This window comes from Rectinema subterraneum (assembly GCA_009768935.1).
Classification (GTDB): Bacteria; Spirochaetota; Spirochaetia; order Treponematales; family Rectinemataceae; genus Rectinema; species Rectinema subterraneum.
This window is the reverse complement of record WESA01000005.1, coordinates 1-26,339: the sequence shown is the minus strand read 5'-3', so window position 1 is coordinate 26,339 and position 26,339 is coordinate 1. Positions and strand designations below refer to the sequence as shown.

The following is a 26,339-nucleotide window of genomic DNA, read 5'->3' as shown; positions in this document are numbered from 1 at the left end:
CTTCTGCTCGGCTATTTATTTCATGCAATTTTCCTCACGACGATGCTCTTGTTACCAAACTGCTCGGGATAACCGCATGAAAAGGCTCCGGTTTTTCACCCTTGATCATGCGTATCAACGTTGAAGCGCCTTTTTCTCCCATTTCTGCAAGAGGAAGAGAAAATGTGGTGATGGGTATTGGCCAGAACCAGTCGAATTCGCGGTTATCATAGCCGACGATGCGCAGTTGCTGAGGAATGGCTATATTCTGTTTCTGTGCTTCGGTAATCGCGCCTGCAGCCATGTAGTCATTTGCACAGAATACCGCATCGATAGAGCGGTCGCGCTGCAAAAGAGTCGCCATGCATGTTCTTCCGGAATCGAAGGAAAAGTCGCCATAGACAATCATTTTGTCCCTATCAAAGGGAATTGATTGTGCGGCCATTTCATCGACAAAGCCTTGTATGCGTTCTTCACTTGCCAGTCGGGATTCTGGCCCGCCGATGATGGCTGGATTTTTTGCGCCTCTTTGCAGGAGATAGCGTGCTGCCTCTCTTCCTCCGGAATAATCATCGGGTTGAATTGAGGGAATATCGTCCGAAACTCGAGCATTAATGGAAACCACAGGGAAGTCCAGCGCCTTGGGAAGTCGGTTTTCGATTCTTTTTCGTATGCCAAACGATACAATAAGGCCATCAATTCGTCTTCTTTTAAGAAAATGCATTGCCTCGGCAATATCGTTATTGAATTCAACCCCGCTTGCAAAAATCATATAGTAATTATTTTCCCTGCAAATGCGCTCGGCTCCTTGAATGATCAAGGTTGAGAACACTTCTGTTATGTCGGATGCATAAAAGGCGATAATGCCGGACGATGTCGAGCGCAATGCCTGGGCATTGGGATTTGGCTCGTATCCAAGAGCTACTATGGCATCGTGTACCCGCTTCTTGGTGGCATCGCTTATTGGACGCTTGCCGTTGAGCACATGGCTTACGGTTGAGGGTGAGACGCCGGCAGCTTTTGCGACATCGATTATCGTTACCATACTGGCCTGTATTCAATCCTGGCGCTTTACGATGAATACCAATAATAAATGAAAATGATGTTCTATGTATATCATATTTACAGGCGGAAATTCCTTTTTTGAAGCTCCAGAAAGAATTTTATTTTTAGCCTTGACAGGCGGGAAAAACGATCCTACAATTCAATCATCAAAACCTTTTGATTACCCAAGCAAGGAGCGTGTGTGAAACTTGAGATCAAGCATCTATCCAAGCTTTCTATTCGCAACAGCAAGGCCGAAATCTACGGCGAGAATGGTGCGCTTTTCATTACGCCGTTTTTGAATTTTTTTCATATTGAATACAAGATTGGGTTTTCGCGAGATTTGAATTCTGAAGCTGACCAAAATCTTGCAAGCGAATTTGATGTCCCCACGATAAACTGCTGCAATTTCGAATCGATCAAAGAGCTGGAAGATAGATTTGTCTTTGTGCAGAACGATGCGAGGCTTGAAGTATTGAAAGAAACCGCTGTGGTCAGTGTCTATTGGAAAAATAACTTGGCCTTTGGCGGCACAATAGGGAATAGTGACACCGTGCTTCCGAAATTTCCTCTCAGAATACGATACGAGTCGCAGAAGGCAGAACATCAGGGAATTGGCGAGGAATGGCCAGCTCAGTTCAATTTTCGATCCGAACCGGACGATATCTTTTTTGGTCTGGGAGAAAAGACAGGGAAACTCAATAAAGCCTACCGGCGCTTCAAAATATTCAACCGCGATGCGTTGGGATACGAACCAGAATATTCCGACCCCCTCTATATTTCGATTCCGTTTTATTTTCAGGAGAGCAGGCGCCATTCGACAATCGCCGGCGTGTATTTCCCGTCTGAGGCGGTCGAGGAAATCGATTTTCTTGTTGAAAGCAATTTTTATACTGCAGTATCAATGGCAAAAGGCCCTTACGCATATATTGTGTTTGTCGGTGATACCTATAAAGAAATTCTCGCACATTATCTGACATTAGTTGGCACACCGGCGCTGCCTCCAAAATTCGCCTTCGGTTTTTTTGGTTCATCGATGTCATATGCCGAGCCAAAAGATGCACAACAAAAAATATTGGAATATTTCCAAAAAGTTGAAGAATATGGAATTCCTTGTGAAGGCATGTATCTTTCTTCCGGTTATATCAAAGCAGAAAATGGCCGTCGCTATACCTTTTTGTGGAATACAGCAAAATTCCCAAATCCCAAAGAATTCATTCAATCTATTAGAGAGCGGGGTTACCGACTTTGCTGTAATGTCAAACCAGGTTTTTTGCTGGACCATCCGTGGTATGAAGCGCTCAAGACCAAAGGATATTTTATCAAAAATACATTGGGAGAGGCAGCAGTCGAATACTACTGGGGCAACTATGCGTCACTCATCGATTTTTCCGATGAAAGAGCCTACAACTGGTGGAAAGAACAGATTAAAAAGGCATTTCTGGAATTGGGCATTCTAGGCATATGGAATGATAACAATGAATTCGAGCTGGAAGATGACGAAATCCAAATGACGAAGACCCTCCCTGTTCTCATGTCGAAAGCAAGTTACGAAGCCTCGCAGGAAGTGTTTTCAGGCAAGCGGCCATGGGTTATTTCGCGGTCTGGCTTTACCGGGATACAGAAATTTTCTTCAACATGGACAGGAGATAATGTATCTGACGAAAAGTCCATGATTATGAACATTCCAATGGGCTTCAATCTGGGGCTTTCCGGTCTTTTTTTCTATGGTCACGATATCGGAGGATTCTATGGCCCTCGGCCGGGGAAGGATCTTCTTCTCAGATGGTGTCAGAGTGCAGTTTTTCAGCCTCGCTTTATAATGCATTCCTGGAATCCGGACGGCATTCCAACCGAACCGTGGCTGTACCCCGAGATTCTCGATGCGATTCGTGGGCTCATCAGGCTGCGCTACAAGTTTCTTCCTTACATATATTCTTCTGCCATTCGTTCAGTCCTGGAATCAGTGCCTCTTGAAATCCCCTTGTGGCTCGAGTTTTTCAGTGACGATTCTCTCGATGTCGATTCAGCCAATCATCTGGTTGGCGATGCGCTGCTTGTTGTACCGCCCCAATCAGTCGGGGAACATACCATTGACTGCCGTTTTCCCCAAGGCACTATGTGGCTTTCTTCAGACCTTGCGACTTGGTACTGGGGCGGGAGCACAGTCCAGATGCAATACCCAGAACAAGAGCCTCTGTTTTTCTTCCGGGCAGGCTCGGCCATCCCGTTTGAGAGCAGGCAATCGGGGCCGCTCGAAGGCTATAGCGACAGCGTGCATGTGCTTATTATCCCCATTCCGGCGGAGTTGACCCAATCAAAGGTTTTCCATGTGTACGAAGACGATGGTCTGAGCGAAATGCAGGATGGAAGCTATAACTGCTTTGAATTTGTCCAGCACAAGCTTGGGGACACTAGCATGCAGCTTTCCATCACCATGAAAAGTCAGGCGCACAATGCACCAAAGCCAAGAACATTGGTGCTGAGCCTGCCGCCGGGCTACGGATTTTATGATTCACCGGCAGGCGCAAGCACGAACAGCGAATGCACAATGAAGTTATTCAGCAAGGGCCAAACCGAGAGCGTTCGTATTGTAAAACTACCGGACTCTTGGAGTTCGGCATTACTATAGGGAGGCATACTATGAAACGACGGTTTCTGTTGGCAAGCATTTTTTTGCTTGTAGTTGGAATTTTTGCGTTTGGTCAGGCGCAAAAAGAGCTGACAGCTCTATGGTTCTATGACGATCCATCAGAGCTGGAGTTTTTGAACAAAAAGGCAGCGGAATATTCCACTTCCCATCCCGGCGTGACAATCAAGGTGAATACTGTTGCCTACAATGACTTGTTCACTCGGCTTACTCAGCTCGTCGCGGGCAATAATCCGCCGGACATCGTCAAGCTGACAGATATTCGACCGGAAATCGAGCCTTTTATCCTTGACCTTTCGAAATATCACGGCAAGGACTTTTTGAAACCATTTATCCCGGGCGTCGCCGCTGCCCTCAATCGAGAGGGGAGAATTCTGGGAGCTCCTCTCGATGTGACCGCAAATGGCATTATTCTCAACAAGACCTTATTTGACAAGGCTGGTGTCGCTATTCCATCCAAAGAAAAAGCCTGGACCTACAATGAGTTCTTGCAGGCAATTTCTGATGTGAAAAAGAAAACTGGAGCGCTGTATGCTCTGGTATGGGATGTCACTCCGCATCGCTGGTCTACCTATCTTTTCGAGAATGGCGGTTCTTTTTACGATTCGACCGGCCGCAAGAGCAATTTCAACTCTCCTGCAGCAATTCAAGCGCTCCGCGGATTTGCTGACATGTTCGATAAGGGGTACATTCCGAAGAGTATCTGGATCGGCTCGGAAAATCCGCGGGATATGTTCTTCAGCGGGCAGGCGGTTGCTTGGATGAGCGGCAGCTGGCAAGTCAAGGCAATGCTCGATAATATCAAGAATTTCGAGTGGACTGCAGGGCCAAACCCTTACGTGACCACACGATCGAGCGTTCTCGGATACAAGTTCGTTTCAGCATTTTCCACGAGCAAATATCCGGATATTGCAGCTGACTTCATCAAGTTCTTTACTTCAAAAGAGAATAACAGTGACTATGCCAAGTCGCTTATGACCATTGCGTCGAGGACCGATACCGGCACCATCAATTATGGCAATGCGCAGGCTTCTTCGGCTTTGAACAATTTGGCCTACGAGCTTGCTATCAGCCCGCTGCCCGCAAGCACCGATATTGCGAACCCGGTTATGGGCTATGTCTGGAACACGGTAAAGGAGAATGTCATCGCTGTGCTGACAAAAACCAAGACTGCTGAGCAGGCGGCTGCAGCCATCAATGCCCAGATCGAAGATTCTCTCCGCATAGTCTACGGAAAGTAGCCTTTCAGAAAATATAATTTTATTGCTTGGCGAAGGAGGCGGCGCAAAGCTACTTCCTTCGCTTCATGCGAGAGCCTATGAGCAAAAGAAAAATACCGATAGCACCCTATATTTTCATTGCGCCGGCAATACTTATTTTCTTGCTTTTTATTGTTGTGCCGGCAATGGAAGGGTTTTTGCAATCTCTTTTTACCCGTGGCATTATAGTGCGGCAGGACATTCCTGCGCTCCGTTCAAGATTTGTAGGGCTCTTCAATTACCAGAAGCTTGTGTCGGATCCGCGGTTTCTGACAGCCTTCGGAAAGACAATTCTGTTTACGCTGATCACGGTGCCGTCCATTATGGTTGTATCACTGTCGCTGGCCTTGCTTTTGCAAGAGAAAATACATGGGGTCGGCATTGCACGCGCAATGGTGTATTGGCCGTCGATGATAAGCCCCATAATCATCGGTATCGCGTGGCGCTGGATTCTGGGGTATGACACTGGCATTTTGAATTATTTTCTGACCCTTTTTCATATAGATAAACAACCCTGGCTCATTGACAACGCGCGGGCGTTTATTTCAGTGATTGTTGTCTCCATATGGGCACAGACTGGATTTTTTATGGTCATTTTTATTGGTGGCCTCAATACCATACCTGATTCTTACTACGAAGCCGCCAGGATAGATGGTGCAAACAAATGGCAGCAGTTTTCGGGGATCACTCTGCCTTTACTCAGGCCCACGACACTGCTCGTGCTGGTGCTGTCTACCATCAATGCATTCAAAGTGTACCAGCTCGTTACCGTGCTCACCTCGGGCGGACCCGGGCGCGCGACTGCGTTCCTGGTACAGAATATCTATGAAGAAGCATTTTCAAAGCCACTGAGTGTCGGTTATGCCGCAGCGCAATCAGTTGTGTTTTTCTTTGTAATGTTGCTATTGTCTATTGCCCAATTCAAACTCAGCAAGGAAGAATCCGTATGAAAAGCAGAAAGGTTCTCATCGGATTTTTGAAATATGTGATTGTGATTGTTGTAGCTGTTATTTTCTTTTTCCCGATGCTCTGGGTTGTTATCAGCGCATTCAAGGGGGAGAGCGAGCTGTTTCTCAACCCTCCAAGGATACTTCCTGTACATTTTACGCTCGACAATTTTAAAAGTGGCTTGAAATTCGGCAACTTTACCCAGTATTTCGTCAACAGCGCCTACGTGACCATAACGAGCACAATTATAACCGTGATTATCAGCACTATGGCGGGCTATGGTTTTGCGAAATTCAAGTTTCCCGGGAGGGATGTTCTTTTTATTGGTGTGATGGCGACATTGATGTTTTCGCTCGAAATAATCATGATTCCGATGTTTCTGACCTTGAAGGGATATGGGCTTATCAACACATTTATCGGCATAATTATTCCGCCGGCGGCTACGCCGACAGGTATTTTCCTTCTGCGGCAACATATGCGCAGTATCCCCGATGAGCTTTTAGAAGCGGCAAAGATCGATGGGGCAAATGAATATCAAATCTTTACAAAGCTAATTGTGCCGCTATCGGTGCCAGCCATATCGACACTGACAATATTCAGCTTTGTCTGGCGCTGGAATGATTACCTCTGGCCATTTCTCGTGATCAATGACGACAAGAAACGGACGGTCCCACTCGCGCTTGCCAATTTTGTCGGGCAATATGCAGTTAGATGGGGAGACCTTCTCGCAATGACGACACTTTCGATTATCCCGACGCTCATCATTTTTCTGATTTTTCAGAAATATTTCATAAAAGGAATAAGCATGACAGGGCTGAAGGGGTAGCTGGATGCCGTCATCAATCGAGAGAATTGACGTCCTTGTAATTGGCGCGCATCCCGATGATGCAGAAATCGGCGCAGGCGGCTTTCTTCTGGCAGCCAAGAACAGAGGCTATCGTACGGGAATTGTCTGCATATCCGATGGATCTGCCGGGGCTTCTGGCGATGTCAGCCAGAGGAAAAGGGAAGCTGAAAATGCCGCCTTCGTTCTTAAAATAGATGCGCTGCATTTTCTAGGTATGGAGGATCTGCATATTCCATTCGAAAGAACTGCAGAATTGATTGAAAAGCTCCTTGTCGAAATGCGGCCCGGTCTGATTTTGACACATTCGCCTGACGATTGGCACCCTGATCATCGGCTTGTTTGGCAAATTGTCGATGCAGCCTGGGCGCTTGCCAACAGAAGAAGCCGCCATGGAGAAGACCGCATCGAGAGGCCTCGAATGCTGCAATTTTCCACAGATGTATTGCGGGCGCACAAGCCGGCACTTCTTGTCGATATCAGCGCTTTTGCGGAAGAAAAACAGAAGGCGCTTTCGTGTCACGCTTCACAGAGCGAAATCGTGAAAAATGTATTGGCCTTCAACGCACTGTGGGGCGCATCAATCGGCGCTCTCTATGCTGAGCCTTTTTTTACCCCCGAACCGCTCGTGCTTACCTCATCACTGGGTTTGCTTGAAAAGCTATGAGTCGATTACACGATATCGGCAATGGGTGGCTCGCGGGCGATGCTCCTTTTCTTCTTCCGTTTTCGGGGAGCCGTTTGCAGGGGTTTTTCAATCATCGGGGCGCTCTGGAAATTGCGCTGTGGGGTGCGGGCAAAATAGGCTCATTGTATGTAAGAGCAGCAGAGCGCGCCGTGGGGCGCAGGAGCTTTGTTGAATATCGCGTTTCTCCTAATGTGCTGGAACTGAAAAGCGAAACACGCACCGTGCGATTGTCTGCGATGGTGGATGAGCCGGTTATTGTTGTGTATCAGGAGAGCCGTGGCGATCCGTTGGATCAGAACATAACATTCGTACCTGCAAAGAATTATCTATGGCAAACAGAAAGCGGCAAACAGATACATACATCATTCATTTTTGGAGAGAGCGCGAGGCTGTCGGCGATACATGAAGAGCTCTATATATATTATGAAAATAGCGTGCATGATTCTCAAGGCAAAAAACTACGCGTTTCCTTTTTTGTGATTGGTTCGGCCCAAGAAACCAAAAGGGCGCTTGAAAAGCTCAAGTCGCATATACACAATCCTTCCGAAGCAAACGCGTTTGTGGCTCGCTCTATCCCCGCCGAGCAGTACATGTCGAAATTGGCGCACCATAAGCTTTCGGAACATTCCTGTACCACTCAGGCAATCCACTGCTTTCATGCGGCATTCTCCTGCGTAAAAAGCGACGATTCCGGGAATTTTGCGGGAATTGCGGCCGGCATAGGCTACTCCATTCCTGCTCGAAGCTATTTCAGGGATTCGTACTGGACATGCCTGGCGCTTCTGCCATTTACGCCCGACATCGTGAGGCAGCAGATCCTTTTTCTCGAGAAAGGCGTGTATGAGAATGGTGAAGCGCCATCAGGCCTGATTTTCCCTACCGATGCAGGTATGCGGTATTGGGAAGAGCGCAAGAAAGCTGACCCAGCTTTGGCTCGCGATCATGTACGGCCGCTCGATTGGTGGTCGGATCACTTTGATTCACCGCTATTTTTTGTCAATCTGGTTTTCGACTATATTGATTTCACTGCTGACTGGTCTATTTTGGATGAAGGTACTGGCCAAACCATTCTGGAAAAAATCCGCACTATCTTTTCCGGATACAAGGCTTTGGAAGACGCAGATGGAGTTCCTGTAAAACCATTTCACGACCGGGATTGGGCAGACAATGTATTCAGACAAGGGGCAGTTACCTACGATGTGGCACTTTATTATGGGGCGCTCGCAAAAGCTTCAAGGCTCGATGGGGCTTTCGCTGCACGTGCGCAGGCACTGCGCCGCGCCGCTGCCAAGCGCCTTTGGCTTGATGATAAAGGCTATTTTGCTGAATTTGTGCAGTCAGATGGCTATGCAGAAACACATTTGGCAATAGAAACCATTACCGCAATTCATTTCGGCTTGGCCACAGAAGAACAATCAAGAAAAATCCTCAAGGCGGTGAAACAACTCCTCTTTACAAGGAATAATCAAGCACAGCCATTCGGCGATTGGGGAGTCATGTCGGTTTTTCCTGGATATTCGGCGCGTACAAAAAGAAGAGGTAAATCCTTATTCCCTTATCGGTATCACAACGGTGCAGATTGGCCATATTGGGACGGACTTTTGGCCTGGATTCTTGTGGAGCGGAACGATCCAGATTATCAATATGCCTTGACACGTTGGTGGGAATATGGGCTCGAGCAAGGATGGCCAGAACCAGTCGAGTACTTTTCTCCACCATTTGGCAGAGGGTCCCCTTTACAAGCATGGAGCAGCCTCAGCCTCAGAGCGATATATGAGGCGAAAAAGAAAAAGCTTCTGTAAGGCGTATCTGGAACCGATCATTGTTTCAAACTGAGAGGCAACGCCACTGTGGCTCTCGTCCCCTCACCCACCGCACTCGAAATCTCGATCTGCCCGCCATGGGCTTCGGCTATTTCATGGGCTATTGCAAGGCCAAGACCAGCGCCGCCGTGAAGCCGGGATCGATCGCTTTCCACCCTGTAAAAAGGCTGAAAAAGAAAAGGAATTTCGCTCTTGGGGATTCCATGTCCATTGTCGCTGATCTCTATAACGGCTGCCTTTCGCGCCTGTACCTGCTTTATTGAGATTGAGAGCATGACCTCAGTATTCGAGAACTTGACCGCATTGTCCAGAATGTTGAGAAACAGTCGCACGAGATAATCGCGAACGCCCTCAATTTCCACATGATGTTCGTAATCCCTTTTTACCGTGACATGTTTGTCCGGAAAGGCCGTGATAATCTGGTCGACACAGGAATCCAGAAGCTCGCCCACATCGATTTTTTCGGCTCTGGATGAGAGAGCAACATTCCCCATCCTTGAAAGCAATAAGAGATCTGCGCTCAGGGATATCAATCGCTCGACATCCCCTTTCATGTTGGTCAAGGCTTCTTCGTATTCTTTGGCAGTTCGTGGCCGCGAAAGCGCCACTTCCAGCTTGCCTTTGAGTGCGGTAAGCGGTGTTTTCAGTTCATGGGCTGCATCAGCGGAAAAACGCTTTTCTCGCGCAAACGAAGCCTCAAGCCTGTCCAGCATCGAGTCGAAGGTAGCGGCGAGGCTTCCAAATTCATCGCTCGGCCCTTGGTAATGAAGGCGGTCGGACAGCCTGTCCTCCCGCACATGTTCAGCAAGATTCTTCATTTCGACAATCGGTTTCAGCGCGGTATTGGCCAGAAACAGCCCACCTGCAGCGGCTATGAGCAGTATGAAAGGCAAACCGACCAGAAATCGCACGATAAAGCTCGATAGCTCTTTATCTATATTGGACAAGGAATTGGCGATTTGCAGGAAATTTTTCGTTTGAGTGCCCGCAATAATGAGCACTGCGGTGACCACCCTGTAGTGCTCTGTCCCCAATTGTATCGTTTGATAGATTGGCTTCGAGTGGTCTCCGAGAGCATGCAGTGCGCTCTGATGTATGGGGATGGCCGGGAAGCCGCTCGCAGAATAGATGACATTGCCGTCCGCATCGAGAATGCGAATTCTCAGGGCAGTCTGCGTCTCGGATAGTGGCTTTATAGGCGTTTTTTCGACGTTTTGGAGAGCTAAATTGCCGTTTTCGACATCCAGATTCTGGATGGTCTGGTCCATGGCAGACAAGAGCCCAGCGTCCATCTGAGAAATAAGGTTTGCTTTGAGCTCGAAATAGCTGAATGTCTGATATGCCAGCAGAGAAATGCTGAAAACGGCAATATACCACAAGGTGAGTCTGTATCTGAATGAAAAAGACCTGTGGAATTTTGACATATGCTATCCTTCCGGAGAAAAGCGATAGCCGACACCCCGAATTGTTTTAATGTAGCTGTGCGAGGGATCTTCATCGATTTTCTTTCTTAGATAGCCGATATAGACATCAACTACGTTGGATCCGGCATAGGCATCGAAATTCCAGATATGCTCCGCTATCTGAGTTCGCGTAAGCACTTGGCCAGGGTTGCGCATGAAATACTCAAGGATACTGAATTCGCGTCCGCTCAGTTCGATACGTTCTCCCCTGCGGCGGAATTCGTGCTTGATGGTATCGAGCTCGATATCTCCAAATGAAATGGCGGTATCTGTGCTGATGCTCGGTCTTCGCAAAAGTGCTCTGATTCTAGCAAGCAATTCCGCAAACGCAAAAGGCTTTACAAGGTAATCATCTGCACCGGCGTCAAGGCCATGGACCCTGTCATCCACCGTACTCCGGGCAGTCAACATGATGACAGGAGTTTTGATACTCGCCCGCCGCAATTCCCTTACCACTGCAAAACCATTCAATTTCGGGAGCATGACATCGAGCAGAATGACATCGTACTGGGTGGCGAGCGCATAATCGAGGCCTGTCTGCCCATCGTTTGCAATATCAACTGCATAGCCCGATTCTTTCAAGCCCTGCGAAAGGAAATCGACAATACTCTTTTCATCTTCAACGACAAGAATGCGCATAATTGTTGATACTATAAAATTATTGTTCTTTCAGTGTCCAGCCCGGACAGAAAACGCAAAAAGAGGGCGGCCATTTGCTCATCGCGTTTGGCCGCCCTGAATTCGGCAGTATCAGGCTGCCGAATCGGCTATCTCCGAATTACTCCTGGACTTCGATATTGTCAGTATCTGCAGCCGATTGAGATTCGGAACTCTCCGCCACGGCTTCGGTTTCCTTGTTCTTCTCGTCTTTTTCGTCATTCTCGACCGAAGCGCTCTCTTCCTGGGATTCTGCGCCGTCGTTCTCTTCACCTTCGAACTCATGCTGTCCTTCCTGATCCGCCTGAGCAGTACCTGCAGGAGCAGCGGGTGCCGTTGATGTTGCTGCCGCAGGTGCAGTAACCGGCGGGGTTGCACTGGCTGACTGGGCAGAAACGCCCAACAGCCCGATGAGTCCGACCATCAGGGCCAGAATCGCAATTTTCGCCTTTTTCATAATGACCTCCTCGTCATTTGTATTTGGCACGGTGTCTCCGTGTCATGTACATAAATCTATAGGGGTCATATGAGAAGAGGATGAAAGAAAAATAAGAGTTTTTTAATAAATCGGGGAATTCTGGCTGTGCAAAAAAGCAGTATTGCACGAGGCGGTTCGGCGCGATTCTAATTTCTTGTTAAGGAAATGAATAGTGCCGGCTACTTTTTAGGCGCATCTTTTGCATCGCCGCGCGGCTTTGCATATTGCTCCCAGCCGGCAAAGGGCACATATTCCAGGGCAGCAAGTTTTTCTCTGGCGCGGTCCGCATAGATCCAGATTCGATGATCGATGACATCGAAATGAGCATCCAGTTTTTGGACTCCCTTGAAAGCGGCAGGCATGTTGTCAAAATATGTTGGTTCGGCGATTGTCACATAGGGGCCGTCAAGTAGCATCAAGAGCATGCCGGCCTGGGTATAGGGGCTTTCGGGATAGAAGGACTTCGGAGGCAAAAAAGGCACAGGATCATAGGCCGACACAACTCGAATGACCGGCAGCGATTCGAATTGCTCCCATCCTTCGTCGTCGGTGACTTTCGGCGGCCCCGATGCCAGAATTTTCTCCACTGTGTATCCATTTTTTGTCAAAAGCATTCCTACGATAATCGCTTCCGCGGCTCCGAGCGAGTGCCCTGCAACAACGATTGGCATTTTCGGTTTGAGGCGCGGCTCGAGATCGTTAAAAACCGCCAGAGCGGCTTTTTCAAAACCATGGTGCAGGTTGATGCCCAAAATCGGGCTGCGGTCTTTCCAGTATTCCAGGTCGAGAATGGCATTCCGCAGGTTATGCGTTCCCCGGATAACGACATACTGTAATCCTTGGTCCGAATCGACTGCATAGGCATAGCGATTTGCTGTCGCAGGGATTTCCCGGACAACAAGCTCGTCGAATTTGTCTTGCCAGTCAGTATTCACTTTGGCTGCAGGGTCAAGAAACAGCGAGCGCTGCAAATCCAGAAGCCGCACAAGGTCTTCTATTGTAATGTTGAAGCCAAGAGCTTGCAGCGAATCATGTTTGGCTGCTGGAGCAGGGCTCGCTTCCTGGGCAGGGATGAAGCTTACAATAAGCCCCGCGAAAAGCAACATACTCAGGAATAAATACAGCCGTTTGAACTGATGACAATTGCACATACAAAAATTGTAGCAACAATTGTATCTGGATGCCAGCTTATGTGTATGGTTTTGAGCTTTTCGGTGCGGCCTTTGGATCTCTGTAATGCGCGCTGCGTCTATTCCATATTGGCTATAATTTCCTTCCCAAATTCAGAACAAGAAAGCATTGTCGCCTCTTCCATCTGGCTGGCCAGATCATAAGTCACGCGCTTTTTGGCAATTGCGCCCACCATACCTTTCTGAATCATGTCAGCGGCCTCTTTCCACCCCAGGTGCTCAAGCATGAGCGCTGCGCTCAGGATAATCGAACCGGGGTTCGCCTTGTTCTGCCCCGCCAATTTCGGCGCCGTCCCATGGGTCGCTTCGAACACAGCAGCATTATCCCCAATATTTGCTCCAGGGGCCATACCGAGGCCGCCGACCTGCGCGGCGCATGCGTCCGAAAGATAATCTCCATTCAGGTTTGTCGTTGCAATTACTGAATATTCCTCGGGCCTTAGGAGCAGTTCCTGGAACATGGCATCAGTGATGACATCTTTGATGGCTACTTTGCCGGGCGCGGGAGCTGCCTCTGTCCCCTGGATGGTCTGCTCGGAAAATTCTTTTTGTGCGAGTTCATAGCCCCATGTACGGAAGGCTCCCTCGGTATATTTCTGGATATTGCCTTTGTGAACCAGGGTGACCGATGGGAGCCCCATTGCAAGAGCATACCGGATTGCCCGGCGAATGAGACGCTTCGAGCCTGTTTCGCTTATAGGCTTTATGCCAATGGCGGTTGCGGCGATATCCTCGATCTTTCTGCCTTCATGTGGTGTTGCGTTGATTGTCTCGATGATGGCGCGAGCTTCGGGGCTGCCGGCTGGCCATTCTATGCCTGCATACACATCTTCGGTATTTTCGCGGAATATGACCACATTGAGCCGTTCGGGGTGTTTCATTGGCGAGGGCACGCCCGGGAAGTAGCGCACAGGCCTGACGCATGCATACAAATCGAGTTCCCTGCGCAGCGCCACATTGATCGAGCGAATCCCACCGCTCACGGGGGTTGCAAGGGGCCCTTTGATCGCTACTTTGTATTCGCGGATAGCTGCAAGGGTTTCCGTGGGAAGCCATTCATTTTCGCCATAGACAGAAAGAGCTTTTTCACCTGCGTAAATTTCGAACCAGTGAATTTTTCTTTTGCCGCCATATGCCTTCTGCACGGCCGCATCAACGACCGCGCGCATGACAGGGCTTATATCCTTGCCGATGCCGTCTCCTTCGATGAAAGGAATGATTGGATTATCCGGGACCTTGAGCGAACCGCCTTTGTCAATCTCGATTGCGCTGCCCTCTGTGGGCGCCGTCAGCTTGGAAAACGCTTTCATGGTTGGCCTCCTGCTAATCTGAATTGCAGTCTGAAGTCTCAGATTTTGCATATTTGTGTTTTTCGAACTCACAGCGTGCCGCATTGAGCGCACCGCCTGCGCGCAGAATTTCGATCTGGCGCTCCGAAAGGCCGTGCTTTGTCATGAATACGGCGCCCGTCGTCAGATTCTGTACTTCGATTCTGTTGCTTTGCAAGCCCTCGAAAAGGTTCAAAATAGCGAGCCTGTTGCCCTGCCTGATTTTTTCAGCATCCTGAGGGGTTTCAAAAATCAGTGGCACTATGCCGGCGTTGACAAGGTTCTGCCGGTGGATTCGGGCATACGATTTTGCGATAACTGTACCAACTCCCAGATAGCGCGGGGACAGAGCTGCGTGTTCCCTGCTTGAGCCTTGGCCATAATTCTCTCCAGCAACCAGAATGCCGCCCGAGGCAGCGCGCGCCCTCTTGGGGAAGGAAGGATCGATTGCACTGAAGCAGTATTCCGAAATTGCAGGCAGATTCGAGCGAAGGGACATGATCTTGCTGCCTGCAGGCAGAATATGGTCTGTCGTAATGTTGTCGCCCATTACAAGGAGCACTTCGCCTTCGATTGTGTTGGGAATAGGCTTGAATTCGGGAAGAGGTAGTATATTGGGACCACGCCGTATGCTCTGAGAACGCCCTTCCGGCTTCGGGAAGATGATCATAGCATCGTCCACCGCAAAGCGTTCGGGCACAACAGGGGGTTCAATGTTGCCCAGGTCGCGCGGATCGGTAATGACGCCCATAATGGCGGAAGCTGCCGCAGTTTCTGCGCTTACAAGGTAGACGAAGGCATCTTTTGTGCCTGAGCGGCCTTCAAAGTTGCGATTGGACGTGCGCAATGAAATGCCGCCTGTTCTCGGAGCCTGGCCTATTCCTATGCACGGCCCGCAGGCGGATTCAAGGATGCGCGCTCCTGCCTCGATCAGGTCAGTCAGAATGCCTGCGCGGCTGATCATGAGCAGGGTCTGTCGCGAGCCTGGTGCAATAACCAGACTGGTTTTCTCTGCTACATGGCGCCCCTTCAGAATTTTAGCGCTCATCGCCAGATCATAATAAGAAGAATTTGTGCAGCTTCCGATAAAGCACTGGTCGACAGGCGTTCCGGCAACGCTCCGTACCGGGACTACCTTGTCAGGCATATGCGGGAGCGCAATGAGCGGCTCAAGTACCGAAAGGTCAATTTCAATTTCCTCGTCATATGCTGCATCCGGGTCGGCAGAGAGCGGGATAAAATCCTGTCCGCGGCCTTGCGCTTCGAGGAAACGTTTTGTCTGCTCATCGCTCGGGAAGACCGAGGTGGTAGCGCCCATCTCCGCCCCCATGTTCGCAATAGTCGCTCTCTGCGGAATGGTGAGCGTTTTCACACCTTCGCCGGAATATTCGAATATTTTGCCTACACCGCCTTTTACCGTGAGCCTGCGCAAAATTTCAAGAACAATATCCTTTGCGCTTACCATTGGCCCGAGCCTTCCTTTGAGATTAACCCTCACGATCTTCGGATAAGGAAAAGAAAACGGAAAACCGGCCATTGCTAGCGCGACATCGAGTCCGCCTGCTCCGATAGCCAGCATCCCGAGCGCTCCTGCCGTGGGAGTATGGCTGTCGGATCCAAGTAGCGTTTTCCCCGGAACGCCAAAGCGCTCCAGATGGACCTGGTGGCAAATCCCGTTGCCCGGCCGCGAAAAAATAATTCCATATTTTGCAGAGACATCCTGAAGGTAGTTATGGTCATCCGCATTTTCGAAGCTGACCTGGAGCGTGTTGTGATCGACATAGCTTACCGATCGTTCGGTTTTTATATGGTCGATACCCAAGGCTTCGAACTGTAGATAGGCCATGGTGCCAGTCGTATCCTGCGTGAGCGTCTGATCGATTTTGATCAGCACTTCCTTGCCCGATGACAGCGAAGCGCCTCTTTCTGCATCCGCTAAAGATACATTCACGGCATGACTTTTGATGAGCTTCTGAACCAGATTCATTCCCGCCATATATTCCTCCTGCAAACCGAACGATTTTCACTTTACAGAATTGCAAACCGGCTGCAGTATATAGATTTTATATAAAATACGGAATATCCAAGCCGCGAGGTATTGCATAATTATGCAAAAAATGTTTAATTACATTGCATTTCCAGGCACTGAAACATGGAGGGGCCTATGGATATGCAGTATTATCTCAGCAAAATCTTTGAGAATAACAAAATAGAAGAAGATCTGTACGCCCGTTACGATGTCAAGCGTGGGCTGAGGAACGCCAATGGTACCGGCGTTGTCGTTGGGCTTACGCGGGTTGGCGATGTTCATGGCTATATCATGGATGAAGGCGAACGCGTGCCCGTCGATGGAAAATTGTACTATCGCGGTATCGATGTCGAAATGCTGGTGAAGCACGCGCAGCAAGAAAATCGATATGGATACGAAGAAGCTGTCTACCTTTTGATGTTCGGGAATCTTCCTACAAGAAGCGAGCTTGATGCGTTTACGAGGTATCTCGGAGAAAAACGGGCATTGCCCGATAACTTTGCTGAAGACAGCATCATGAAAGCTCCTTCCCCCAATATAATGAATAAACTGGCTCGCTCGGTGCTCGCCTGTTATGCCTACGATCCCAATCCGGAAGACTTGTCGCCAGGGAATGTGCTGCGCCAATGCCTCGAGCTCATCGCCCGATTCCCTACTATTGTGGCTTATTCCTATATGGCCAAAAAACATTATTACGATCGGGAAAGCCTTTTCATTCATACCCCTGCAGCCAATGGATCGACTGCTGAAACGCTTCTTTCCCTCATACGACCGGACCAGAAATTCACTCGCCTCGAGGCGGAAGTATTGGACCTCGCGCTTATCATCCATGCTGAACATGGAGGCGGCAACAACTCTACCTTTGCCGTTCGCGTCATTACCTCAACGGACACGGACACCTATTCAGCTATCGCCGCCGGCGTAGGGTCTCTAAAAGGGAACAAACATGGCGGCGCCAATATCAAAGTCATGGGTATGATGGAAAATATCAAAGCTTCTGTCAAAGACTGGTCAGACGAAGAAGAAGTGGCGGCTTACCTGGCTAGATTATTGAAAGGCGAGGCGTATGACCGCACAGGCCTCATTTATGGGCAGGGACATGCAGTCTATACACTTTCAGATCCGCGTGCCACGCTGCTGCGCAGCAAGGCGGAAGAGCTGGCAGCAGAAAAGGGTTTCGAAAAGGAGTTCCAGCTCTACAGAACAATTGAACATCTGGTGCCCACGGTTTTTCAGCAAGTAAAAGGCTCTACCAAACCGATTTGCACAAATGTGGATTTCTATTCGGGCTTTGTCTACCAAATGCTGGGCATCCCCGAAGAACTATTTACCCCGCTCTTCGCAATCAGCAGAGTGGCAGGCTGGTGCGCCCACCGAATGGAGGAAATAGTAGCCGGCGGTCGTATTATCCGCCCGGCAAATAAATGCGTGCAGCCGAGGCTGGCGTATGTTCCTCTTGCTGAAAGGGGATGAGAAGGCAAGCGACACAGGGCGAGCGGTGAGCGAAATCATATCACGTGTGAGCGCCGCCGTCCCGGCTGTATTTTTGCTTCAACTATGTTCCGGCTCGAACCGCCTGCATTCAAGATTCGGTATGTATTTATAATGCTTGTTGTTAGCCGTGATTAAACCATCACATGTTGTGGTGGCATATGCCCGCTCTGCGGCTTCCGCAATGCACTTGGCGCCTTCGATGGGGAATATGGGGTCGAGCAATCCATTCGTCATCATGAAGGGGCGCGGGCTTATCGCCCCAACAACTTCGCGTAAATTTGCTGCGCGAGGATATCGGCTCGCTCGTTGGTCATATAGAAGGCCGGAATATTGAACATGTCGATGGTGCTTGGTGTCATGGCACCAGTCGTCGAAGAGCGGATGCCCCAGTAGCCCAGGTTTTTTGCGGTTTCGATGATCTCTTTGCGGCCCGCGCCGGCGCCGAAAGGAAGTGCGAAATACCTCACAGGCGCACCGATCTTGCTCTCTATCGCCAATTTCGATTCTGAAAGCTCCCTCGGGATTTGGTCTGCTGGAATTTCGTCGAAGCGTTTGTGATCGAGCGAGTGCGAGCCGATAGTGAACAGCTTTTCGCCCTTTGCGTTGCGATAATCCGACATTTGCTTGAGCTGGTCCCAGCTGACATAGCCGGTGGTTCCCACAAAATCAGTGATGATAAAGAATGTTGCCTTGATGTCGTATTGTTTCAATAGAGGAAAAACAACTGCATAGATCGAAAGGTCGCCGTCATCGAACGTGATGATTGATGCGTCGGTGTCGAGCTTTTTCTTGCCGGATTGAATGCCCGGCAGTTCATCGAGGCCAATAATCTGCGTGCGGTTTCTGAGGAACACAAGGTCGTGCTCGAAATTGTAGAGGTCGCGATTGTACTCGCCGCCTGTGCGCCCGAAGACGATGTTGTGGTACATGAGCAGAACAATCTTTGGGTCAGTCCTCTTCGGAACGCGCGCTGCGAGCTGTTCCGGCGTCTCGATGGCAAGCTCTTTGATTGGGTCTTGCTGGCCCTGATCCCACCAGCGAATCGGATCGAGGTAGGAGGGCTTGGGTGCGGTGGCACAGCTTGTCAGCGCGAAGAAGGCAAACAGCAGCGCCAAAGATGACAACTTTACAAGATGATTCTTTTTCATTTGCATGAACCTCAGTCAAAATTTTAAAAGCAAATAATTTTATCACGCCAAGCTATAAAAAACCAGAAAAATAGTTGTCAAGACTCGATAAAATTTCCCCTTTTCTCTATTCTACCAATAGGAAATTTTAATCGAGTCTTGATAATATGGCGGCAAATCCGCTGCAGAATTGATACTTTGTTTCAATTCATAGCTTGCCAGGCTGTAATCAAGCTTGACTTTGGGCGCGAATAGAATAGAATAAATATTCCGTATAGCCGGCGTTGCCGGTGGGACGACTCTAGGAGGCAATCTATGAACAGAAAGAGAAAAGCAATTGCAGGGCTGCTATTTCTAGCAGCACTCTCTGTAGCAGTGGCGGCGAACATACCCAAGGATACGCTTGTCGTCGCAAGCAATAGCGAGATATTCAAGTCATTTGATCCGGGTGTGTGCTTCGAGGTGGAACCATCTGTATATGTCAAGAATATCTATGCAAATCTTGTCACGCTGAAAATGGTGGACGGGGCATTTACGCCTGTCCCGGATCTCGCAGAAAAATGGGAACAATCCAGCGATGGCAAAACATGGACGTTCTACCTCCGGAAAGGGGCAAAGTTTGCGAATGGCGATCCTGTCAAAGCTTCGGACGTCGAATATTCGTATCGGCGAGCCATCACCATCAATAAATCTCCAGCGTGGCTGTTCAAAGATACATTGGGACTTACCGTGGACAGTATCAAAGCAGTGAACGATACGACCGTCACCATTGTCACGAATGGCGCCCCTTCGAACATTGTGCTTTCAGTGCTTGCGGCAAATATCGGTGGTGTTCTCAATGAAAAGGAAGTGCGAGCGCACGAGGTAAGTGGCGACATGGGGCAGGCGTGGCTGACCGATCACAGTGCGGGCGCGGGCGCCTATGTCCTGAAGGAATGGAAGCGCAAAACACAGATTGTTCTGACTGCGAACAAGAACTACTTCAATGGTGAGCCACCAATCAAAACAATTATCGTGCGCGACGTCCCCGAAGCTTCAGATCGCTATTTGTTACTGAAGAAAGGCGATGTCGATGTTGCGTGGCAGATCACGGTTGAGCAGGCCGCTTCTTTGAGAGACAAGAGCGAAGATGTTGCTCTCATTTCGACGCCGGCGCAATCGCTGGAATATGTGGCAATGAATGCCAGCTGGGGTCCTTTTAAGGACAACAGGGTGCGGCAGGCAGTTAAATATGCCATCGATTACGATGCAATCATCAACAAAGTGCGCGAAGGCTTTGCGATTAAAAACCAGCAGTTCCTTGCGATCGGATATTTTGGCTACAAAGAGAGCAATCCGTACAAGCGCGATGTAGAAAAGGCTAAGAAACTTCTGGCTGATGCAGGATATCCCAATGGCTTTGAAGTGGAAATCGTCACCAGCGAATCGGACATCCGCCGCGCAGAGGCTGTCGTTGTACAGTCCAATCTTGCCGATATCGGAATCAAGAGCAATATCGTTGTGATGCCAGCTGCCCAGATGTACGACAAATATCGCAACCAGGGCCTGCAAATGATTGTGGCTGGCTGGGGAATCGATTATCCCGATGCCGATGCGCTTGCAAAACCATTTGCCGACTATACCGTAAAACAACTTGCGTGGAGAAATGCCTGGCTCGACGATAAGGCCGCGGCGATGACCGCTGCTGCCGCCAAGGAAATCAACGATAAGAAGCGCGCGCAAATGTACATCGATCTCGTGCAGTACTGGCAGGTCAACGGCCCCTTTGCGATGCTGTATCAGCCTATCGAGTACTGGGGCATAAGAAAGGAAGTGAAGGGCTACGACAAAGCGTTCGAAGGCTACAACGTGCATTGCAACTTTACGCTGATCAGCAAGTAATTGGATCGCGCCGGGCCGCGGCTTTCAGAAAATTGTAGCTTTCGAAAAACCGCAGCTTTTGATACATTGCCGCCTTCGGCAAGCCCCCATTACTATAAAAGACAAATGACGGCTTTGTTGCTCCAGTCGACAAAAAGCGGCTGGAGCAACTGCGTATTTTTAGTTCAGTGGGGCATCGAACAAACTCGATCAAACAAGGAAAAATGCATCGATGGAATTGAGTAGCTTTATCCTGAAACGCCTGATTCTGATGGTCGTAGTCATTTTCGGCGTGCTCATCATAGTGTTTGTCGTTACCCGAATCATACCTGCCGATCCGGTAGGAGCCATTCTTGGGGGTAATGCGCCGCCCGCGGCTGTCGACGCAATGCGACATCAATTGGGCCTTGATAAGCCCATATTCATGCAACTGCTCGATTATCTGGGGGGCGTACTGCGCGGCAATTTCGGCAATTCTCTGGTGAGCAGCCGCTCGGTCATCACTGATATTCTGGAGTATCTTCCGGCCACAATCGAACTCGCCATATCGTCGATTATTTTTGCTGTCTTGCTGGGGACGACGTTGGGGCTTTTGTCCGCGGTTTTTCGGAACCGGTTTATCGACCATTTTTCTCGTGTCTTTTCAATATTAGGAATATCATTGCCGGGATTCTGGCTTGGTTTGATATTGATTTTGTTTTTCTATTATCGTTTGGGATGGCTCCCGAGCGGAGGTCAATATGACATGTTTCTTTCCCCTACGAGAGTAACCGGGCTCGTTTTGTTGGATTCAGTCATCACTGGGGAATGGAATGTGTTCTTTAATGCAATCAAACACCTTATCTTGCCGACATTTATTCTTGGCTATAGCAGTACGGCTTCAATTGCGCGCATTATGCGTGCAAGCATGCTCGATGTACTGCACCAGAACTATATCCGCACGGCGCGGGCCAAAGGGCTTCCTAAAAAAACCGTTATTCTGCGGCACGCTCTGCGAAATGCGCTTATTCCGGTGGTAACCATTATCGGACTTGAATTTGGTGGACTTTTGAGCGGCGCGGTGCTCACCGAGACGATTTTCAGCTGGCCGGGGCTGGGGCGATATATTGTCAATTCGCTTTTGACGCTGGATTATCCGGCAATAAGTGGAGGCACCATTTTCATAGCTTTGATTTACTCGGTCGTCAACCTGGTTGTTGACATTCTGTATGCGGCTTTGGACCCGAGGATGCGGGCTTGAGGAGCAATGAAACTATGAGAAAACCATCTTCGGACAAAAAAATAAGCGGGCAGTCGGCTTTTCGGGAGTTCTTGCGCGAAAGAAAGCCAATGCTGGATGATGTTCGCCATACTGTCTATCTATGGAAAAAAACGCCGCTCGCGCTGGTCGGAACAGTGATAATATGCCTGTTTCTGCTGGTTGCGCTGTTTGCGCCTCTGCTTGCGCCGTATAGCCCGATAGCGACTGATCTTTCCCGCAAGCTGGAAGCGCCGAGCGCGGCCCATCCTTTTGGTCTCGACCAATTCGGGCGGGATGTGCTTAGCCGCGTCATCATGGGCACGCGGATTGAAGTGAGCATTATTGTCATCATATCGGTGATAAGCATTGTCATCGGGCTGATTGTCGGCATTGTCGCCGGATATTTCGGCGGAATTATCGATGAAATTCTTATGCGCATCACCGACATATTCCTTGCGTTTCCCAGACTTGTGCTGGCAATGGCCTTTGCGGCGGCTTTGCGGCCGACGCTCACGAATGCGATTATTGCGATTTCTCTTGTGGAATGGACGGTGTATGCCCGCCTTGCGCGCGCGGAGGCCATGAAGATTCGTTCCCAGCCGTACATTGAAGCAATACGGGCGGTAGGGGCAAGCAACATAAAAATTATGGTTTTTCATGTTCTGCCAATGTCGATTTCGCCCATTATCGTGCAGCTTACCATGCGAATGGGGACAATTATTCTCACCGCGGCCAGCTTGGGTTTTCTTGGTTTGGGCGCACAGCCACCCTTGCCGGAATGGGGGGCGATCGTCAGCGATGGGCGCAGTTACCTCATGAACAATTGGTGGATCACCGCGTTTCCGGGCATGGCAATTGCGGTCACCGTGCTTGGTTTCAATCTGCTCGGGGATGGCATACGCGACATTCTCGACCCGAGGATCAGGAGATAGTGATGGAGCAACAGCGGGGAGATTTGCTTGACATTTCCGGCCTGAGGGTTGTGTTTAATACCTATGCGGGGCAAGTAAAAGCGCTCAATGGCGTCGAGCTCTGGATGAATCACGGGGAGCGTTTGGGCGTTGTCGGCGAGACAGGCTGCGGCAAGTCGGTGACTGCTTTATCGGTTATGCGCCTGATCGAGGAACCCGGGGAAATAACGAGCGGTGCTCTTTGGTTTGAGGGTAGGAACCTGGCGCAGTTATCCGAGAACGACCTGAACAGCATCCGCGGGAAAGATATCGCAATGATTTTTCAGGAACCTGTCGCCGCGCTCAATCCGGTCATGAAAGTCGGCGCGCAGATCGTCGAGAATATCGAGTGCCAGCGACGTTCGGCGGATGCGGGGCAAATTCCGGACAAGAGAGCATTCTCCGAAATAATGCGGGACATGCTTGGGCGTGTCGGGCTCGATTGGCAGCGGACTGAGAACCTGTATCCGCATGAATTGAGCGGCGGCATGGCGCAGCGAGTAATGATCGCCATGGCACTTTCGTCCAAGCCCAAGCTTCTGATTGCGGATGAACCGACTTCGGCCCTCGATGTCACGATTCAGGCGCAGATACTGAATCTTCTGAATAAGCTGGTAAGAGAGACGCAAACGGCGGTTTTGCTTATCACGCATGCGATGGGGGTTGCGGCGCAGTTCTGCGATTTTATCGCGGTGATGTATGCCGGCAATGTCGTCGAGTATGGGTCCGTTCAGTCGATTTTCAGAAATCCCTTGCACCCCTACACAAAAGGGCTATTGAACGCGGTGCCGAAAATAGGCAGAACCGACGAGCTCCAGAGCATTCCCGGAATTGTGCCGGATCTGATCGATCCGCCGAGCGGATGCCGTTTTCATCCTCGATGCCCGTACCGCAAACCCGATTGCGACACATTGGAACCAACGCTCCGGGCAGCCAAAACAGAGCCGGCGGCAGACAGGCATCATGTCGCATGCTTTTTGTACCAGAACGATGCGTAAGAGGAACAGACTGCGATGCAATCAAGTACAAGCGATGATATGTTGCTGCAAGTAAGTCACCTGCAGAAATTTTTTGCTGTGAGGAAAAATCTGTATTCCAAGCCGCTGTACGTGAAAGCGGTTGATGATTGCAGCTTTTCGATTCAAAGAAATACTGTGTTCGGCGTGGTGGGCGAATCCGGCTCGGGCAAGACGACGCTTGGCCGCGTGCTGCTTCGCCTTATCGAAGCAACGGGCGGATCAGTCCTATTCGACAATACCGACATACTCTCGCTGAACACGCAGGAGCTTAGGCTTTTCCGGCGCAGAATGCAGATCATTTCGCAGGACCCTTATAATTCTCTCCACCCCAGAAAAGTGGTAAAGAAACTGATCGGTGAAGGCCTGCAAATTCATTTTCAGCTTTCCGCCCAGGAAATCGATACGCGTGTGCGGGATATTCTCACGCTGGTGGGGTTGAGGGAAGAGCACATGTATCGCTATCCGCATGAATTTTCAGGTGGGCAGCGGCAGAGGATTGCCATTGCGCGGGCCTTGGTGCTCAAGCCGGAATTCATTGTTCTGGATGAACCTACGTCGGCGCTGGATGTTTCGGTTCAAGCGATCATTCTCAAGATGCTGAAAGACCTGAAAAAAGATTTTGCTCTGACCTATATGCTGATAACCCACGATCTCGCGGTCATTGACTATATGGCTGATTATGTGGCGGTGATGTACCTGGGGCAGATCGTGGAATCAGGCTCGAAAGACGATATTTTCAAAAGAACTGCGCATCCGTATACAAGCCTACTCATAGACTCGGTGCCGCCTCCTACTCCAAGCGAGCATTGGAGCGGGCACATTCTGAATGGAGAAATCCCGAGCCCCATCCATTCGCCCTCGGGCTGCAGATTTCATCCTCGCTGCCCGCAGGCCAAGGAGATATGCAAGACAGCGGAGCCCGAGGTCGTTGAAGTGCAGCCTGGCCATGTGGTCATGTGCCATTTCCCGCTTGGGTCGTAGGGAGAGGCGGCGTCCGGCGGGCACCCTTGCACCAGGCGCGCGAAAATTGCCGACGGAGGCCCGCTGTATTAGACGCGCCAGTTGGAAGCCCGCCTGATGCCAAGCGCCCGGCGCATGATGCGCGCCGAGCACGCGCTGTATCTCGCGCGCCAGCTCTCAGCCGACTTTGTGGTATCTATCGCGCTCGATATAGAGGTCAATCCCCTTCGGGCCGACCCGGAATTCTATCGGCAGGCGCACCCCTTCTGTTAGTGTATAGAATCGAAAATTTCGCAGATAATCGTCTTCCGGGATAAGCGGCACCACCGAATCGATGAACGGATTTTTCTGTTCAAGGTAAAGAAGTCCGCCCTTGGCGAAAATCCGCACGCTGACAGCGCTGCGGTATGTTTCATACGTTCCGGCCAGAAGGTTCATTCGCTTCTTGATGTCGAAGACTGGAATCGCTTCGTAAGGGTCTTGCCCAAGGAGGGCGGCCAGGATTCCCTCCGCGATGGTCGCATGCGGCATTCCTGAGGAATTCGCGGCGAGCATGACGCTCATGCGCTTTTCCGGAAGGAAGGCGGCGTAGGCGGTGGACACTTCTATGGAACCACCGTGGGCGACCATTTTGTGCCCGAGGAAATTGTCGGTGATCGTCCAGCCGTACCCATAGCCATTGCTGCCATAGTAACCGGCTGGGCGGTCGATATACTTTGTCTGCATTCTGCCGAGCGTCTCCGGCTTGAGAAGGGGCGCAGCGTTCCCGGTAAGTGATACGTTTTCCGAAATCGCTGCGCGCCCGGGCTTGGCAGCGCGGCCCGGCATATTCGCGCTCAAGAATTTCATCATGTCGCGGACCGAGGAAATAAGCCCGCCAGCAGCGACAATAAAAGAAAAATCCGGGATAAGCCCGATATCCGGATACGGGAATTCCGCAGGCACAATCGTGCCATCCGGCTTTGCCCAGTAGGGGCGCATTTTGTCCGCGTCGCGCTCATACTCAGAGCGGACAAACGTGCTGCGTTCCATTCCGAGCGGCTTCAAGATATTTTCAGCGATGAACTGATAGAACGGCATGCCGGATACCGTCTGGATGATGTGACCGAGCATTCGGTAACTCTCGTTGCTGTAAAAAAATCTCTCGCCTGGCAGTGCGGAAATTTCATCCTGGGCTCCATTCACCCAGCGGTAGAAATCTTCGGCGCTCGCTAGTGGGACGCCGGTCTCCAGCCCAAGCCCCTGCTGCAAAAGAATTTCAGATGTCGAAAGAGACGGAAGGCCCGAAGAATGCGTCAGAAGGTGGTGA

The 26,339-nt window shown here is 50.1% G+C and carries 22 protein-coding genes; 13 read left to right on the top strand and 9 right to left on the bottom strand.

Annotated features, from left to right (window positions below; genetic code table 11):
* Positions 1 to 34: 34 nt before the first annotated feature.
* Positions 35 to 1,024, bottom strand: a complete 990-nt coding sequence (locus GAP13_RS02675; RefSeq protein ID WP_158905924.1) for a LacI family DNA-binding transcriptional regulator — start codon at positions 1,022 to 1,024, stop codon at positions 35 to 37.
* A gap of 64 nt (positions 1,025 to 1,088) precedes the next feature.
* Between GAP13_RS02675 and GAP13_RS02670 the strand changes: the two genes are divergently transcribed.
* From GAP13_RS02670 to GAP13_RS02640, 7 genes are all read left to right on the top strand, one after another.
* A complete protein-coding gene (locus GAP13_RS02670; RefSeq protein ID WP_158905922.1) occupies positions 1,089 to 1,229 on the top strand; it encodes a hypothetical protein in 141 nt (46 codons plus the stop codon).
* Entirely contained in the window at positions 1,226 to 3,655 is a 2,430-nt protein-coding gene (locus GAP13_RS02665) for a TIM-barrel domain-containing protein (RefSeq protein ID WP_158905920.1), read from the top strand. The genes GAP13_RS02670 and GAP13_RS02665 overlap by 4 nt, the downstream gene beginning before the upstream one ends.
* An 11-nt stretch (positions 3,656 to 3,666) precedes the next feature.
* Entirely contained in the window at positions 3,667 to 4,914 is a 1,248-nt protein-coding gene (locus GAP13_RS02660; protein ID WP_158905918.1) for an ABC transporter substrate-binding protein, read from the top strand.
* 77 nt (positions 4,915 to 4,991) lie between these two features.
* A complete protein-coding gene (locus GAP13_RS02655; RefSeq protein WP_158905916.1) occupies positions 4,992 to 5,882 on the top strand; it encodes a carbohydrate ABC transporter permease in 891 nt (296 codons plus the stop codon).
* Positions 5,879 to 6,706 (top strand): carbohydrate ABC transporter permease, encoded by an 828-nt coding sequence (locus GAP13_RS02650; protein ID WP_158905914.1) that lies wholly within the window; start codon positions 5,879 to 5,881, stop codon positions 6,704 to 6,706. Before GAP13_RS02655 ends, GAP13_RS02650 begins: the two co-directional genes overlap by 4 nt.
* A gap of 4 nt (positions 6,707 to 6,710) precedes the next feature.
* Positions 6,711 to 7,391 (top strand): PIG-L deacetylase family protein, encoded by a 681-nt coding sequence (locus tag GAP13_RS02645; protein WP_158905912.1) that lies wholly within the window; start codon positions 6,711 to 6,713, stop codon positions 7,389 to 7,391.
* On the top strand, positions 7,388 to 9,214 hold the full coding sequence (locus GAP13_RS02640) for a glucosidase family protein (protein ID WP_158905910.1): 1,827 nt from the start codon (positions 7,388 to 7,390) through the stop codon (positions 9,212 to 9,214). The genes GAP13_RS02645 and GAP13_RS02640 overlap by 4 nt, the downstream gene beginning before the upstream one ends.
* A 17-nt stretch (positions 9,215 to 9,231) precedes the next feature.
* Here the strand turns inward: GAP13_RS02640 and GAP13_RS02635 are convergent, their stop codons facing one another.
* The 6 genes from GAP13_RS02635 to GAP13_RS02610 form a co-directional block, all read right to left on the bottom strand.
* Positions 9,232 to 10,659 carry an ATP-binding protein gene (locus tag GAP13_RS02635; protein ID WP_158905908.1) on the bottom strand — a complete coding sequence of 476 codons (1,428 nt, stop codon included), beginning with the start codon at positions 10,657 to 10,659 and terminating at the stop codon, positions 9,232 to 9,234.
* Between the two features lie 3 nt (positions 10,660 to 10,662).
* Positions 10,663 to 11,337, bottom strand: coding sequence for a response regulator transcription factor (locus tag GAP13_RS02630; RefSeq protein ID WP_158905906.1), 675 nt, complete (start codon positions 11,335 to 11,337; stop codon positions 10,663 to 10,665).
* A gap of 139 nt (positions 11,338 to 11,476) precedes the next feature.
* A complete protein-coding gene (locus tag GAP13_RS02625) occupies positions 11,477 to 11,812 on the bottom strand; it encodes a hypothetical protein (RefSeq protein ID WP_158905904.1) in 336 nt (111 codons plus the stop codon).
* 200 nt (positions 11,813 to 12,012) lie between these two features.
* Positions 12,013 to 12,939: a lipase family protein gene (locus GAP13_RS02620; protein ID WP_158905902.1), complete on the bottom strand. Its 927-nt coding sequence runs from the start codon at positions 12,937 to 12,939 to the stop codon at positions 12,013 to 12,015.
* Between the two features lie 143 nt (positions 12,940 to 13,082).
* A complete protein-coding gene (icd, locus tag GAP13_RS02615) occupies positions 13,083 to 14,333 on the bottom strand; it encodes an isocitrate dehydrogenase (NADP(+)) (protein ID WP_158905900.1) in 1,251 nt (416 codons plus the stop codon).
* 13 nt (positions 14,334 to 14,346) lie between these two features.
* Positions 14,347 to 16,347 carry an aconitate hydratase gene (locus GAP13_RS02610; protein WP_241864274.1) on the bottom strand — a complete coding sequence of 667 codons (2,001 nt, stop codon included), beginning with the start codon at positions 16,345 to 16,347 and terminating at the stop codon, positions 14,347 to 14,349.
* Between the two features lie 168 nt (positions 16,348 to 16,515).
* Between GAP13_RS02610 and GAP13_RS02605 the strand changes: the two genes are divergently transcribed.
* Positions 16,516 to 17,853: a citrate/2-methylcitrate synthase gene (locus GAP13_RS02605; protein WP_158905898.1), complete on the top strand. Its 1,338-nt coding sequence runs from the start codon at positions 16,516 to 16,518 to the stop codon at positions 17,851 to 17,853.
* Between the two features lie 272 nt (positions 17,854 to 18,125).
* Here GAP13_RS02605 and GAP13_RS02600 read toward each other — a convergent pair whose 3' ends face one another.
* Positions 18,126 to 19,022: a polysaccharide deacetylase family protein gene (locus GAP13_RS02600; RefSeq protein WP_158905896.1), complete on the bottom strand. Its 897-nt coding sequence runs from the start codon at positions 19,020 to 19,022 to the stop codon at positions 18,126 to 18,128.
* Positions 19,023 to 19,316: 294 nt separating this feature from the next.
* Here GAP13_RS02600 and GAP13_RS02595 point away from each other — a divergent pair, with 294 nt between their 5' ends.
* From GAP13_RS02595 to GAP13_RS02575, 5 genes are all read left to right on the top strand, one after another.
* A complete protein-coding gene (locus GAP13_RS02595) occupies positions 19,317 to 20,882 on the top strand; it encodes an ABC transporter substrate-binding protein (RefSeq protein WP_158905894.1) in 1,566 nt (521 codons plus the stop codon).
* A 211-nt stretch (positions 20,883 to 21,093) separates the two neighbouring features.
* Positions 21,094 to 22,101 (top strand): ABC transporter permease, encoded by a 1,008-nt coding sequence (locus tag GAP13_RS02590; RefSeq protein WP_158905892.1) that lies wholly within the window; start codon positions 21,094 to 21,096, stop codon positions 22,099 to 22,101.
* Between the two features lie 14 nt (positions 22,102 to 22,115).
* Positions 22,116 to 23,033: an ABC transporter permease gene (locus GAP13_RS02585; RefSeq protein WP_222126128.1), complete on the top strand. Its 918-nt coding sequence runs from the start codon at positions 22,116 to 22,118 to the stop codon at positions 23,031 to 23,033.
* Between the two features lie 2 nt (positions 23,034 to 23,035).
* Positions 23,036 to 24,049 (top strand): ABC transporter ATP-binding protein, encoded by a 1,014-nt coding sequence (locus GAP13_RS02580; RefSeq protein ID WP_158905890.1) that lies wholly within the window; start codon positions 23,036 to 23,038, stop codon positions 24,047 to 24,049.
* A 78-nt stretch (positions 24,050 to 24,127) separates the two neighbouring features.
* Positions 24,128 to 25,051, top strand: coding sequence for an ABC transporter ATP-binding protein (locus GAP13_RS02575; RefSeq protein WP_241864273.1), 924 nt, complete (start codon positions 24,128 to 24,130; stop codon positions 25,049 to 25,051).
* Positions 25,052 to 25,207: 156 nt separating this feature from the next.
* Here GAP13_RS02575 and GAP13_RS02570 read toward each other — a convergent pair.
* On the bottom strand, positions 25,208 to 26,339 hold a 1,132-nt coding region (locus GAP13_RS02570), incomplete at its 5' end, for a serine hydrolase domain-containing protein (protein ID WP_158905886.1).

Coding starts and splice junctions, on each gene's coding strand:
- GAP13_RS02675 (WP_158905924.1), bottom strand. CDS start 1,024: ATGGTAACGATAATCGATGTCGCAAAAGCTGCCGGCGTCTCACCCTCA.
- GAP13_RS02670 (WP_158905922.1), top strand. CDS start 1,089: ATGTATATCATATTTACAGGCGGAAATTCCTTTTTTGAAGCTCCAGAA.
- GAP13_RS02660 (WP_158905918.1), top strand. CDS start 3,667: ATGAAACGACGGTTTCTGTTGGCAAGCATTTTTTTGCTTGTAGTTGGA.
- GAP13_RS02655 (WP_158905916.1), top strand. CDS start 4,992: ATGAGCAAAAGAAAAATACCGATAGCACCCTATATTTTCATTGCGCCG.
- GAP13_RS02650 (WP_158905914.1), top strand. CDS start 5,879: ATGAAAAGCAGAAAGGTTCTCATCGGATTTTTGAAATATGTGATTGTG.
- GAP13_RS02645 (WP_158905912.1), top strand. CDS start 6,711: ATGCCGTCATCAATCGAGAGAATTGACGTCCTTGTAATTGGCGCGCAT.
- GAP13_RS02640 (WP_158905910.1), top strand. CDS start 7,388: ATGAGTCGATTACACGATATCGGCAATGGGTGGCTCGCGGGCGATGCT.
- GAP13_RS02635 (WP_158905908.1), bottom strand. CDS start 10,659: ATGTCAAAATTCCACAGGTCTTTTTCATTCAGATACAGACTCACCTTG.
- GAP13_RS02630 (WP_158905906.1), bottom strand. CDS start 11,337: ATGCGCATTCTTGTCGTTGAAGATGAAAAGAGTATTGTCGATTTCCTT.
- GAP13_RS02625 (WP_158905904.1), bottom strand. CDS start 11,812: ATGAAAAAGGCGAAAATTGCGATTCTGGCCCTGATGGTCGGACTCATC.
- GAP13_RS02620 (WP_158905902.1), bottom strand. CDS start 12,939: ATGTTGCTTTTCGCGGGGCTTATTGTAAGCTTCATCCCTGCCCAGGAA.
- icd (WP_158905900.1), bottom strand. CDS start 14,333: ATGAAAGCGTTTTCCAAGCTGACGGCGCCCACAGAGGGCAGCGCAATC.
- GAP13_RS02610 (WP_241864274.1), bottom strand. CDS start 16,347: ATGGCGGGAATGAATCTGGTTCAGAAGCTCATCAAAAGTCATGCCGTG.
- GAP13_RS02605 (WP_158905898.1), top strand. CDS start 16,516: ATGGATATGCAGTATTATCTCAGCAAAATCTTTGAGAATAACAAAATA.
- GAP13_RS02600 (WP_158905896.1), bottom strand. CDS start 19,022: ATGAAAAAGAATCATCTTGTAAAGTTGTCATCTTTGGCGCTGCTGTTT.
- GAP13_RS02595 (WP_158905894.1), top strand. CDS start 19,317: ATGAACAGAAAGAGAAAAGCAATTGCAGGGCTGCTATTTCTAGCAGCA.
- GAP13_RS02590 (WP_158905892.1), top strand. CDS start 21,094: ATGGAATTGAGTAGCTTTATCCTGAAACGCCTGATTCTGATGGTCGTA.
- GAP13_RS02585 (WP_222126128.1), top strand. CDS start 22,116: ATGAGAAAACCATCTTCGGACAAAAAAATAAGCGGGCAGTCGGCTTTT.
- GAP13_RS02580 (WP_158905890.1), top strand. CDS start 23,036: ATGGAGCAACAGCGGGGAGATTTGCTTGACATTTCCGGCCTGAGGGTT.